The 12,428-nt window shown below is 71.8% G+C and carries 10 protein-coding genes; 2 read left to right on the plus strand and 8 right to left on the minus strand.

Annotated features, from left to right (window positions below; all coding sequences use genetic code 11):
- Nucleotides 1–344: 344 nt before the first annotated feature.
- Complete coding sequence (locus K7854_RS22340) at nt 345–2,261, plus strand: protein kinase domain-containing protein (protein ID WP_226028327.1); 1,917 nt, start codon at nt 345–347, stop codon at nt 2,259–2,261.
- Nucleotides 2,262–2,363: 102 nt separating this feature from the next.
- On the opposite strand, the gene gatB is transcribed toward K7854_RS22340, so the two are convergent.
- The 6 genes from gatB to K7854_RS22370 all read right to left on the minus strand — a co-directional run bounded on the left by gatB (nt 2,364) and on the right by K7854_RS22370 (nt 6,964).
- Complete coding sequence (gene gatB, locus K7854_RS22345; protein WP_226028328.1) at nt 2,364–3,878, minus strand: Asp-tRNA(Asn)/Glu-tRNA(Gln) amidotransferase subunit GatB; 1,515 nt, start codon at nt 3,876–3,878, stop codon at nt 2,364–2,366.
- A gap of 15 nt (nt 3,879–3,893) precedes the next feature.
- Nucleotides 3,894–4,133: a hypothetical protein gene (locus K7854_RS22350; RefSeq protein ID WP_030402391.1), complete on the minus strand. Its 240-nt coding sequence runs from the start codon at nt 4,131–4,133 to the stop codon at nt 3,894–3,896.
- Complete coding sequence (gene gatA, locus K7854_RS22355) at nt 4,130–5,623, minus strand: Asp-tRNA(Asn)/Glu-tRNA(Gln) amidotransferase subunit GatA (protein ID WP_226028329.1); 1,494 nt, start codon at nt 5,621–5,623, stop codon at nt 4,130–4,132. Before gatA ends, K7854_RS22350 begins: the two co-directional genes overlap by 4 nt.
- 3 nt (nt 5,624–5,626) lie before the next feature.
- Entirely contained in the window at nt 5,627–5,923 is a 297-nt protein-coding gene (gene gatC / locus K7854_RS22360) for an Asp-tRNA(Asn)/Glu-tRNA(Gln) amidotransferase subunit GatC (protein WP_003973500.1), read from the minus strand.
- A 118-nt stretch (nt 5,924–6,041) separates the two neighbouring features.
- Nucleotides 6,042–6,560, minus strand: a complete 519-nt coding sequence (locus K7854_RS22365; RefSeq protein WP_226028330.1) for a cupin domain-containing protein — start codon at nt 6,558–6,560, stop codon at nt 6,042–6,044.
- Between the two features lie 32 nt (nt 6,561–6,592).
- Nucleotides 6,593–6,964, minus strand: a complete 372-nt coding sequence (locus tag K7854_RS22370) for a DUF4267 domain-containing protein (RefSeq protein WP_226028331.1) — start codon at nt 6,962–6,964, stop codon at nt 6,593–6,595.
- Between the two features lie 89 nt (nt 6,965–7,053).
- On the opposite strand from K7854_RS22370, the gene K7854_RS22375 reads away from it, so the two are divergent.
- Complete coding sequence (locus K7854_RS22375) at nt 7,054–7,644, plus strand: TetR/AcrR family transcriptional regulator (protein ID WP_226028332.1); 591 nt, start codon at nt 7,054–7,056, stop codon at nt 7,642–7,644.
- A 75-nt stretch (nt 7,645–7,719) separates the two neighbouring features.
- Here K7854_RS22375 and rmdB read toward each other — a convergent pair whose 3' ends face one another.
- Nucleotides 7,720–9,948, minus strand: a complete 2,229-nt coding sequence (rmdB, locus tag K7854_RS22380) for a cyclic Di-GMP phosphodiesterase RmdB (protein ID WP_226028333.1) — start codon at nt 9,946–9,948, stop codon at nt 7,720–7,722.
- Between the two features lie 257 nt (nt 9,949–10,205).
- Nucleotides 10,206–12,413, minus strand: coding sequence for an NAD-dependent DNA ligase LigA (ligA, locus tag K7854_RS22385; protein ID WP_226028334.1), 2,208 nt, complete (start codon nt 12,411–12,413; stop codon nt 10,206–10,208).
- Nucleotides 12,414–12,428 lie beyond the last annotated feature (15 nt).

Raw genomic sequence — 12,428 nt, forward strand, 5'->3', positions numbered from 1 at the left:
GGAACACCGGAAACTACCGGAAAACCGGAAACAGTCGTCCGTGAGACGAACGGCCCGCAAAGAACGCATGAGCAATGCCCTGCCACTCTTGCAGGCAGAAGTGATCATTTGCGGACTTAGTGGGCTTGTTCACAATCAGGGCGCCCCTCTTCCGGAGCAACCCCTCTTCCGGAGCAACCGCTCTTCCGGGCAACCGCGGGGAACCGCTGGGGGGCGTGGTGCTGTCGTTGACTTGGGCAACACATGCCGGGCAAGCTGACGCGCGCTCATCCGCGACGCCGCACGCTGCTCGCACTGAGCCATCAACTCGTTTACGCCGGGGGGCAGTTGAATTGAACAGTGGCATGCACTACATCGGGCCCGACGCGGCGCCCGACCGCTACCGGCTCCTCAACGCCATCGGCCGGGGCGGTGAGGCCGTGCTGTACCGGGCGACCATCGAGCTGGACGGCGAGCCGGAGACGGTGGTCGTCAAAGTGCTCGACGCCAGGAACACGCTCACGCCGGATCAGTTCGAGCGGCTGAGCGCCAAGTGGAACGACCAGGCGGAGCTGCTGCGTTTCGTGGGCCGACCGGGTGTCGTGGGGGTGCGCGAGCACTTCGAGGGGCCGCCGATCCACTCCCAGGGGGCCGCCGGCGCCGCCGCGGGCCGGGCCCTGGTCCTGGTCATGAACCACGTCGACGGCCTCGACCTGCGGGACTGGCGCGCCGAACGCACCCTCACCACGCACGCCGAGCGGCGCGAGGCCGGCCGGGTGCTCGAACAGCTCGCCGACACCCTGGACTGGCTGCACTCCGGCCGGGCCACGCCGTCCGGCCGGACCGTGGTCCACGGCGACCTGTCGCCCGGCAACATCATGGTCGACGTGCACGGGCAGGCCACGCTGGTCGACTTCGGCCTCAGCAAGCTCACCGCCGACCACCAGACCGCCGAGGTCTGGTTCACTCCCGGGTACGCGGCACCCGAGGTGTTCGACGGCAAGCGGACCCCGAACACGGACCGGTACGCGTTCGGAGCGATCACGTACTTCCTGCTGAGCGGGCAGACGCCGCCCAGTACCCCGGAGCAGCTCCGGGACGCGCTGGCCGGGCTGCCGTCCGTGCGGGCCCTCGCCGCCGACCGGGCCGAGCGGGTGCTGACCGTCTGCGCGACGGACCCGGCCCAGCGTCCGGAGAGCCTGCGCGCCTGGCTGAGCGACGTACGGGACGCGGTGGTGTCGACCACGAACCCGGTGCGCGACGCCCCGCCCGCCGGGTCCTCCGGCACCCAGCGGCCCCCGACCACGGTGACGGCCGCGCCGCCGGTCCCGCCGCCCCCGACGCAGCTGCCCCCGACCACGGTGACCGGCTCCGCCGCCCCGGACCCCACGGCCACCCAGGCACCGCCGACCACGGTGACGCACCCGCCGGAGTCCGGGTCCACCGCGGGGGCGGAGTCCACCGTCGAGCCGGAGTCCGCCGCGGCACCGTCCTCGCCCGCCGGACCCGGCACCGGGTTCGGCCCGCCCCTCATGCCGCTGCCTGGCACGGCACCGGGCGCACCCGGAACGCCCGGCACTCCCGGCACGGTCCCCGGGCGGCAGGTCGGCGGCGGGACGAGACGCGTGCTGGTCCCCGTGCTGGCCGTGGCCCTGGCCGCCTCGCTGGCCGTCATCGGCGTGCTGGCGGCACGGGGCGACGACGGGTCCGACGGCGCCTCGCCCGATGCCACCGCCACGGTCACGGCGACCACGACGGTGACGGCCCCGCCGGACGCCGGGGCGCAGAGTCCGGCCGGGGACGAGGGGGCGTCGGACGGACCCTCGGCGGACGCCTCGGCCGACGGCACCGGGAACGACGGTGTGGTGGACCAGGCGTCCTCGGTGTCGCTGACGACCTTCGAGACGGTCGCCGAGGGCCAGTTCGCCACCCTCGCCGTCGGCGACGGCACGATGAACAACAAGCACTACGAGACGGCGCTCGTCCCCGACGGCGGGGGCGACGAGAAATGCAACGGAATGGCCGAGTACAACCTGGGACGCGAGTGGAAGAACCTCACCATGACCGCCGGTGTGTCCGACGTCTCGGCCAACACGTCCTCCCGCGTCGAGGTGTACGTGGACGGCGAGTCCCTGTTCACCGGCCAGGTCGACCTCGGCAAGCCGCGCGAGCTGAAGCTGAAGGTCGAGAACGGGCTGCGGCTGCGCATCGCGTACAGCGACCCGGACGACAGCTGCGACATGGGGGACCTGCTGCTCGCGGACCCGACGCTGACGAGATGACCCAGTCACGCACCGACGCGGTGACGCGCTGACGACGGGAAGGGGCGGTGTTCCGGGACCCTCGGTTCCGGAACACCGCCCCTTCGACGTGGCGCGGGGTGATCAGCCCTCGGACACGCCCAGCTTCTCCAGGATCAGCTCCTTGACGCGGGCCGCGTCCGCCTGGCCCCGGGTCGCCTTCATGACCGCGCCGACCAGGGCGCCGGCCGCGGCCACCTTGCCGCCGCGGATCTTGTCCGCGATGCCGGGGTTGCCGGCGATGGCCTCGTCGACGGCGGTGGTGAGGGCGCCCTCGTCGGAGACGACCTTCAGGCCGCGCTTGTCGACGACCTCGTCCGGCGTGCCCTCGCCGGCCAGGACGCCCAGGATGACCTGGCGGGCCAGCTTGTCGTTCAGCTCGCCCTTGGTCACCAGCTCGGCGACGCGGGCCACCTGGACCGGCGTGATCGCCAGCTCGTCGAGCGCCTTGCCCGACTCGTTGGCGCTGCGGGCCAGCTCGCCCATCCACCACTTGCGGGCGGCGGCCGCGTCGGCACCGGCGTCGATCGTGGCGACGATCGGGTCCAGCGCTCCGGCGTTGAGGATGGACTGCATGTCGTTGCCGGAGATGCCCCACTCCTCGCGGAGCCGGTTGCGGCGCACCAGCGGCAGCTCGGGCAGGCCGGACCGGATCTCCTCGACCCACTCGCGGGACGGGGCGACGGGCACCAGGTCGGGCTCCGGGAAGTACCGGTAGTCCTCGGCCTCTTCCTTCACGCGGCCCGAGGTGGTGGACCCCGTGTCCTCGTGGAAGTGGCGGGTCTCCTGGACGATCGTGCCGCCGCCGCTCAGCACCGCGGCGTGCCGCTGGATCTCGAAGCGGGCGGCGCGCTCGACGGAGCGCAGCGAGTTGACGTTCTTGGTCTCGCTGCGGGTACCGAACTTCTCGGTGCCGTTCGGGCGCAGCGACAGGTTCACGTCGCAGCGCATCTGGCCCATCTCCATGCGGGCCTCGGACACGCCGAGGGCACGGATGAGTTCGCGCAGCTCGCGGACGTAGGCCCGGGCGACCTCGGGGGCCCGCTCGCCCGCGCCCTCGATCGGCTTGGTGACGATCTCGATGAGCGGGATGCCGGCCCGGTTGTAGTCGAGCAGGGAGTGCGAGGCGCCGTGGATGCGGCCCGTCGCGCCACCGACGTGCAGCGACTTGCCGGTGTCCTCCTCCATGTGGGCGCGCTCGATCTGGACGCGGAAGGTCTCCCCGTCCTCCAGCTGCACGTCGAGGTAGCCGTCGAAGGCGATCGGCTCGTCGTACTGGGAGGTCTGGAAGTTCTTCGGCATGTCCGGATAGAAGTAGTTCTTCCGGGCGAAGCGGCACCATTCGGCGATCTCGCAGTTCAGCGCGAGACCGATCCTGATCGCCGACTCGACGCCGGTCGCGTTGACGACCGGGAGCGCGCCGGGCATGCCGAGGCAGACGGGGCAGGTCTGGGTGTTCGGGTCGGCACCGAGCGCGGTCGAACAGCCGCAGAACATCTTGGTCTTGGTGCCGAGTTCGACATGGACCTCGAGGCCCATGACGGGGTCGTACGACGCGAGTGCGTCCTCGTACGACACCAGGTCGGTCGTGGTGGTCACGGTGAAACTTCCCTCTCAGCCCAGCAGGACGTCGTCGTCGCCGAGGCGCTTCAGCTCGCGGTAGAGGATGGCGAGGTTGGTGACGACCGCGGCGCCGGTCACGACGGCGTCGAGCAGCCGCAGCGTGTCGTTCTCGCCACGCGCCTTCTTGATCTGCTTGTAGACACCCACGGCGCCGAACGCCGAGGTGGCCATCGAGACGTACAGACCGGACTTGGACTTCTTGAAGCCCTTGGCCTTGGACAGTGCGCTCACAGCGACGGTGCCTCCTCGATCAGCGGGTGGCCCCACTTTTCCACGAAGGCGGCCTCGACGGCGGCGCCGACCTTGTAGAGCCGGTCGTCCTTCATGGCGGGGGCGATGATCTGCAGACCCACCGGCAGGTTGTCCTCGGGAGCGAGGCCGCAGGGCAGCGACATGGCCGCGTTGCCCGCCAGGTTGGTGGGGATGGTACACAGGTCGGCCAGGTACATCGCCATCGGGTCGTCGGCGCGCTCGCCGATCGCGAAGGCGGTGGTCGGGGTCGTCGGGGAGACGATCACGTCGACCTGCTCGAAGGCCCGCTCGAACTCCTGCTTGATGAGGGTGCGGACCTTCTGGGCGCTGCCGTAGTACGCGTCGTAGTACCCGCTCGACAGGGCGTACGTGCCGAGCATGATGCGGCGCTTGACCTCGGGGCCGAAGCCGGCCTCGCGGGTCAGGGAGGTGACCTCCTCGGCGGAGTGCGTGCCGTCGTCGCCGACGCGCGCGCCGTAGCGCAGGCCGTCGAAGCGGGCGAGGTTGGAGGAGCACTCGGAGGGCGCGATCAGGTAGTACGCGGAGAGCGCGAGGTCGAAGGACGGGCAGTCCAGCTCGACGATCTCGGCGCCCAGCGACTTCAGCAGCTCGACGGACTCGTCGAAGCGCTGCACGACACCGGCCTGGTAGCCCTCACCGCGGAACTGCTTGACGACGCCGACGCGCATGCCCTCGACGCTGCCGTTGCGGGCGGCCTCGACGACGGCGGGGACCGGGGCGTCGATGGAGGTGGAGTCCATCGGGTCGTGCCCGGCGATCACCTCGTGCAGCAGGGCCGCGTCCAGGACCGTGCGGGCGCAGGGGCCGCCCTGGTCGAGGGAGGAGGAGAAGGCGACCATGCCGTAGCGGGAGACGCCGCCGTAGGTCGGCTTGACGCCGACCGTGCCGGTGACGGCCGCGGGCTGGCGGATGGAGCCGCCGGTGTCGGTGCCGATGGCGAGCGGGGCCTGGAAGGCGGCGAGCGCGGCGGAGGAGCCGCCGCCGGAGCCGCCGGGGATCTTGGTGAGGTCCCAGGGGTTGCCGGTCGGGCCGTAGGCGCTGTTCTCGGTGGAGGAGCCCATCGCGAACTCGTCCATGTTGGTCTTGCCGAGGATGACGACGTCGGCGGCCTTGAGGCGCTTGGTGACGGTCGCGTCGTACGGCGGGATCCAGCCTTCGAGGATCTTGGAGCCGACGGTGGTGGGGATGCCCTCGGTGGTGAAGATGTCCTTGAGCGCGAGCGGGACGCCGGCCAGCGGGCCGAGCTTCTCGCCGCGCTCGCGCTTGGCGTCGACGGCGCGGGCCTGGGCCAGCGCGCCCTCCCGGTCCACGTGCAGGAACGCGTGCACCTTCTCGTCGACGGCCTCGATGCGGGCCAGGTGGGCCTCGGTGACCTGGACGGCGGTCAGCTCGCCGGAGGCGATCTTCGCGGCGATCTCGGCCGCGGTGAGCTTGATGATGTCGCTCATGGCTTACTCCTCCCCCAGGATCTGCGGCACCTTGAAACGCTGCTGCTCCTGGGCCGGGGCGCCGGACAGCGCCTGCTCGGGCGTGAGCGACGGACGGACCTCGTCCGGCCGCATGACGTTCGTCAGCGGGAGCGGGTGCGAGGTCGGCGGTACGTCTTGGTCGGCGACCTCGCTGACGCGGGCGACCGCGCCGATGATGTCGTCCAGCTGTCCCGCGAAGTGCTCGAGCTCTTCGGGCTTCAGCTCCAGACGCGCCAGCCGGGCGAGGTGGGCGACCTCCTCGCGCGTGATGCCAGGCATGCAGCGTTCCTCTGGGTGAGTGTGTGGTCGGGGCAGCTCGGCCGGGACAAGTGGCTTGTCCCCGTCGATTCGGCCCAATCGGTTTGGCCCAATCCTATGGGGCCGGGCCCCGTGGCCGTTAAACGGTTTCCGCCGGGGTGGCTCCGCCGCGCCGCGCGTCCCAGGCGGTGCTGCGCAGGAAGTGGTTGTCGTAGAGCTCCTGGACCTCCAGCAGGCTCTCCCGGGTGGCCTCGCCGAGGGCGATGCGCTGGAGGTGGCGGAAGTACTCGAAGCGCTCGACGCCCGGCGTGAGCACGATGAGCAGGTCGGCGTCGGCCCCGGGCACGGCGGCGAAGGCGTGGGGCTTGCCGGGCGGGACGACGACCAGGTCGCCGGGGCCCGCGGTGAGCACCTCGTCGCCGGAGAGGACCTCGGCGGCGCCGTCGAGGAGGAAGAACATCTCGGCGGAGTTGTCGTGCCAGTGGGGCGCGGCGCCGTCGGCGCCGGCAGTGAGGGTGACGCGCTGGGTGGACAGGGCGCCGCCGGTGGAACTGCTGTCGGCCAGCAGGCGCACGGTGGCGGGCGCGCGGCCGACGACCTCGGCCTCGGCCTCGCGGACGACCACGGACTCGTCGAACTTCGGGATGAACAGCGACATTCTCGAAACCCCCTGAAGACGAATGGGCGTACTCAGACCGCGAAGAGCAGTCCGGCACTGATCAGGACAACGACCGCGGTGGCGAAGTGGATCCCGAAGGCCACCGCTTTCGCACCCCCGTGGCGCAGCACTATGAGCGTGTCGGCGAGCGGGATCAGGGCGACGCAGAGCATGAACCACGCCTCGGGGCGGGCGCCGGCGAAGGCCAGCAGCACCAGGCCCACCACCCCGAACGTGCCGTCCCTGACTCCCTTGATCGTCAGGTAGGCCGCGGCGTCGCCGCCGGGGTCGGCCGGAGCGCCGTAGCCGGCGGCGGCCGGGCCGGGCTGGAACAGGAAGCGGTACCCCAGGAACAGGCAGAACAGGTTGAGCACGATGGCCAGGGTGTAGGCGGCGACGGTCATGACCACTCCTTGGTTGCTAGCAGCGCTAGGGACAAGAGTGACGCTAGCAGAGCGACGACAGGATGACTAGCGCTGCTAGAGTTCGAGTCATGACGATCCAGACGCGCCGGGAGCGCGAACGAGCGGAACGCGAGCGGCTGATCGTGACGGCCGCGCGGGACCTGGCCGAGGCGGAGGGCTGGGACGCGGTCACCACCCGCCGGCTGGCCGCCGAGATCGAGTACAGCCAGCCGGTCCTGTACAGCCACTTCAAGGGCAAGGGCGCGATCATGGCGGCGGTCGCGGTCCGGGGCTGCGAGGAGCTGACGGCGGACCTGCGGGCGTCGACCGCGGCGGCCGAGGGCGCGCACGCCAGGCTGGCGGCGGTGGGCCGGGCGTACACGGACTTCGGACGGCGGCGGCCCGCGCTCTACGACGCGATGTTCACGCACCTGGTGGACCTGCCGTTCGCCACGCCCGAGGCGCCGGCGCCCCTTCAGGAGGCGTTCGGCGAGCTGCTGAAGGCGGTCGAGCCGGTCGCCCACGAGGGCGACGACCTGGGCCTGCTCACGGAGACGTTCTGGGCGGGACTGCACGGCCTGGTGACCCTGATGCGCAGCGGCCGCCTGCCCCGGGAGGCGCACGACCGCCGGCTCGCCCTGCTGATCGAGCGCTTCGCCCCGCGGGCCACGACGGACTGACTGGCGCGGAGGCAGCGCGGCGCCGACCCCCGCCGTTCGGCCCGGTGGGCGGTGCCGCGGTGCCCGGGGGCCGGGTCAGTCGTCGGTCGCCGCCGCGGGCAGTGCGGCGGCCGCGCGCACCCAGCCCCGGGAGCCGCGGGCGAGCAGCCAGGCGGTGGTCTCCTCCGGGGGCATCGCGGCCGCGACCAGCCAGCCCTGTACGGCGTCGCAGCCGAGGTCCCGCAGGCGTTCCCAGGTCTCGTCGTCCTCCACGCCCTCGGCGACGACGAGCAGTCCGAGCGAGTGGGCGAGGTCGACGGTGCAGCGCACGATCTCGGCGTCCTCGTTGTCGATGGCCAGCCGGGCCACGAAGGAGCGGTCGATCTTCAGCTCGCTGACGGGGAGCCTGCGCAGGTGGACGAGGGAGGAGTAACCGGTGCCGAAGTCGTCCAGGGACATCTTCACGCCGTGCCCGGTCAGCGCGTTGAGGGTGTCGGCCGCCCGCTGCGGGTCCTCCAGGAGGACGTGCTCGGTGATCTCGAGTTGGAGCGCTCCCGCGGGGACTCCGTGCCGGGCGAGCCGGGCGGCCACCGAGCCCGCGAAGCCGGGGGTGTGCACGTCACGCGGGGAGACGTTGACCGCGACCGGCACGAACAGCCCCTGCGCGCGCCACCGGGCGACCTGCCCGAGCGCCGTCTCCAGTACGTACTCGGTGAGGTGGGGCATCAGCCCGGAGGACTCGGCGATCGCTATGAACTCGTCCGGCGGCACCCTGCCCCGCTCCGGGTGCACCCAGCGCACCAGCGCCTCCAGGCCCGCCACCTGGCCGTCGAAGCGGACCTTGGGCTGGTAGTGCAGCTGGACCTCGTGGGCGTCCAGGGCCCGGCGCAGGTCGCCGAGGAGGCCGAGCCGGTCGGGGGTGTTGGAGTCCCGCTTGGACTCGTAGACCTCCACGCCGGTGCGGTCCCGCTTCGCCTGGTACATCGCCACGTCGGCGCGGCGCAGCAGTCCCTCGGCGTCCAGCGCGTGGTCGGGGAAGACGGCGACACCGGCACTGGCCTCCAGGACCAGGGTGAGACCGTCCAGGTCCATCGGGGAACTGAGCGCGCCCACCAGGCTCCGGGCGATCCGGGTCGCCGACGTGGTGGAGTCGGCGACCGGCAGTAAGACGGCGAACTCGTCGCCGCCCAGCCGCGCGGCCTCCGCCCCGCGCGGCAGGGCCTGCCGCAGCCGGTCGGCGGTCTGCAGCAGCAGCCGGTCGCCGGCGAGGTGTCCGAGCGTGTCGTTGACCGACCGGAAACGGTCGAGGTCGATCAGCATCAGGGCGGCGCGGGCGCCGATGCGCTCGGCGTCGTCCAGCGCGGTCCAGGTGCGCTCCAGCAGCCACTGCCGGTTGGGCAGGCCGGTGAGCGGGTCGCGCAACTGCTCCTCGGCGCGGGCACGGGCGATCCACAGCGTGGAGTCGAGGGCGATGAGCGGGATGGCGAACAGCGGCAGCAGCAGCGGCTTGGCCACGGCGACGACGCAGACCAGCGGGGCGATGCCGAGCAGGGCGACCGCGACCAGGCCCTGTCTGACCAGGGCGGTGCGGGCGACGGTGGGCAGACCGGGGCGCGGGGTCTGCAGGTACCACAGCAGGGCGCGGGTGACGGCGAGGTAGGCGACGGCCACCAGCGCCACCTTGGGGGCCGCGTACACCCCCCAGGTGGCGGGGTCCCAGGGGCGCTCCACGGAGGGAACGGAGCCGCAGACGCCGAGGACCAGGGCACCCGCGGCGATGCCGAGGATGTCCACCGCGCCGTGCAGGACGCCCTGCCGCCAGCGGCCCCGGCGGGCTATGCCGACCAGGACGACGACGGTGAGGCTGACCATGCCGGCCGGGACCCAGCCGTACAGCAGCAGGACGGCGAGGGTGAGGGCGGCGCCCGAGCCGGTGCCGCCCCACCAGCGGGAGCGGCCGAGCATCACCAGGTGGCCGACGACGATGCCGGCCAGCACCGCCAGGGACCAGCCGACGGTGCCGGACGGGAAGAGCGCGTGGCCGTCGCTGAACGCCCGGTAGAAACCGGCGCCCAGGACGAAGGCCGCGGTCGCCACGACCGCCGCGGGCAACGCGGGCCAGGACAGGTGCCGTTCGGCGTCCGCGTCGGCCGGACCGTGGAGGTGTCCGGTGGTGTGGCCGGTGGCCTGCGGCACGCGGGTGCCCGCCACGGGATGCGGGACGCCACCATCGCGTTGCCCGAGCCGCCGGCTCACGTGCCACGCGCCCACCATGCGACGCAGGCTCAGCCGTGAGCCCGCGGCGGCGCTCTCGGTCGGTTCCATTCCCGTCCCTCTCACAGCCGGCGGTGCCCACGCCACGCGGCCCCCGCCTCGACCACCTTCAACGGCTCCGCGTGGGAGACCCCTTCCCCTGTCGCTCGGGGCAGGGGGGTGCCCCGGCCGCAGCTGGGCACGGCGGGCGCACACCTCAACAGTAGGCCGCGGAAGGCTTCCAGGGGCACTGGTCGTCGACGGTTGCCCGAATGCCACCCGGCCACCCGTATGCATCTGATATGCGCCGATCGGGTGGCCTTCAACCGCTATTCCTCGGCCGAAAGCGCGACATCCGCCGCCGCTTCGGGTCCTTGTTCGAGCAGCACGGCGAAACCGTCCTCGTTCAGAACCGGCACTTTCAGTTGCATCGCCTTGTCGTACTTCGAACCCGGGTTGTCACCGACCACGACGAACGACGTCTTCTTGGACACCGATCCGGTCACTTTGGCGCCCCTGCTCTGGAGGGCGTCCTTGGCTCCGTCCCGGGTGAACTTCTCCAGGGTGCCGGTGACGACGACGGTGAGCCCTTCGAGCGGGCGCGGCCCCTCGTCCTCCCCCGTCGACCGGTCCTCCAACGGCACCCCGGCCGCCTTCCACTTGCGGACGATCTCGCGGTGCCAGTCCACCGCGAACCACTCCTTGACCGCGGTGGCGATGGTGCCGCCGACCCCGTCCGTGCTCGCCAGCTCCTCCTCGGAGGCCTGCTCGATGCGGTCGATGGAGCGGAACTCGCGGGCGAGGGCCTGGGCGGCGACCGGTCCGACGTAGCGGATGGAGAGGCCGTTGATGAAGCGGGCCAGCGGGCGGGTCTTGGCCTCCTCGATGTGCCTGAGCAGCGCGAGGGTGTTCTTCTTCGGCTCGCCCTCCTTGTTGGCGAAGACCGTGGCGATCTTCTCCTCGCCGGTCTTGGGGTCGCGCTTGGGCAGCCCGCTGTCGGGGTCGAGGACGTACGCCTTGATGGGCAGCAGCTTCTCGACGGTGAGGTCGAAGAGGTCGCCCTCGTCCACCAGGGGCGGCTCGGACGGCTCCAGCGGGCCGGTGAGCGCGGCCGCCACGACGCCGCCGAAGTGCTCGATGTCCAGGCACTCCCGGCCCGCGAGGTAGGCGACCCGCTCGCGCAACTGGGCCGGGCAGGCGCGGGCGTTGGGACAGCGGAGGTCGATGTCGCCCTCCTTCATGGCCTTCAGCGGCGTCCCGCACTCGGGGCACTTCGCCGGCATCACGAACTCCCGCTCGCTGCCGTCCCTGAGGTCGGCCACCGGCCCCAGGATCTCCGGGATCACGTCACCAGCCTTGCGCAGCACCACGGTGTCGCCGATGAGCACGCCCTTGGCCTTGACGACCTCCTGGTTGTGCAGGGTGGCGAACTCCACCTCGCTGCCGGCCACGGTCACCGGCTCGACCTGCGCGTACGGCGTGACGCGGCCGGTGCGGCCGACGCCCACCTTGATGTCGACCAGCTTGGTGTTGACCTCCTCCGGCGCGTACTTGTAGGCGATGGCCCAGCGGGGCGCGCGGGCGGTGGAGCCGAGCCGGCCCTGGAGGCGGATCTCGTCGAGCTTGACGACGACACCGTCGATCTCGTGGGCGACGGAGTGCCGGTTCTCGCCGTAGTAGGCGATGAAGTCCCGTACCCCGTCCAGGCCGTCGACCACCCGGTTGTGCGGGGAGGTGGGCAGGCCCCAGGTCTTGAGCAGGTCGTACGCCTGGGAGAGGCGGGTCATGCCCGAGTACCCCTCCAGGATGCCGATGCCGTGGACCACCATGTGCAGTGGCCGGGAGGCGGTGACGCGCGGGTCCTTCTGGCGCAGCGAACCGGCCGCGGCGTTGCGCGCGTTGGCGAAGGGCTTGTCCCCCGCCTCGTTCAGCCGGGCGTTCAGTTCCTGGAACTTCTCCATCGGGAAGTAGACCTCGCCGCGGATCTCCACGAGGTCGGGGACCTTGTCGCCCGCCAGCCGCTCGGGGATCTCGGCGATGGTGCGGACGTTGGGCGTGATGTCCTCACCGGTGCGGCCGTCGCCGCGGGTGGCGGCGCGCACGAGGCGGCCGCGCTCGTAGGTGAGGTTGACGGCGAGTCCGTCGACCTTCAGCTCGCACAGGAAGTGGTACTCCTGCTCGCCCAGCTCGCGGGCGATGCGCTCGAACCAGGCGGCCAGCTCGTCGTCGTTGAAGGTGTTGTCCAGGGAGAGCATCCGCGTGGGGTGCTGCACGGCCGTGAACTCGGTCGCGTAGGCACCGGCGACCTTCTGGGTCGGGGACTCCGGGGTGCGCAGCTCCGGGTGCCGCTCCTCCAGCTCCTCCAGGGTGCGCAGCAGCCGGTCGAACTCCGCGTCGCTGACCACGGGCGCGTCGTTCACGTAGTACCGGAAGCGGTGCTCCTCGATCTGCTCGGCGAGCTGCGCGTGCCGCTCCCGCGCCTCGGCGGGCACGCTCGTCGTCTCCGCCTGCTTGTCGCCCTGCTTGTCGCCGGCCACCGTATCGTCCTCCCG

The organism is Streptomyces hyderabadensis (genome assembly GCF_020404845.1).
Lineage (GTDB): Bacteria > Actinomycetota > Actinomycetes > Streptomycetales > Streptomycetaceae > Streptomyces > Streptomyces hyderabadensis.

Bases quoted from the DNA above. Each gene is read 5' to 3' on its own strand.
- K7854_RS22370 (WP_226028331.1), bottom strand. From the start codon at position 6,964: ATGACCGTCGCCGCCTACACCCTGGCCATCGTGCTCAACCTGTTCTGC.
- gatA (WP_226028329.1), bottom strand. From the start codon at position 5,623: ATGAGCGACATCATCAAGCTCACCGCGGCCGAGATCGCCGCGAAGATC.
- K7854_RS22340 (WP_226028327.1), top strand. From the start codon at position 345: ATGCACTACATCGGGCCCGACGCGGCGCCCGACCGCTACCGGCTCCTC.
- gatC (WP_003973500.1), bottom strand. From the start codon at position 5,923: ATGCCTGGCATCACGCGCGAGGAGGTCGCCCACCTCGCCCGGCTGGCG.
- K7854_RS22365 (WP_226028330.1), bottom strand. From the start codon at position 6,560: ATGTCGCTGTTCATCCCGAAGTTCGACGAGTCCGTGGTCGTCCGCGAG.
- rmdB (WP_226028333.1), bottom strand. From the start codon at position 9,948: ATGGAACCGACCGAGAGCGCCGCCGCGGGCTCACGGCTGAGCCTGCGT.
- K7854_RS22375 (WP_226028332.1), top strand. From the start codon at position 7,054: ATGACGATCCAGACGCGCCGGGAGCGCGAACGAGCGGAACGCGAGCGG.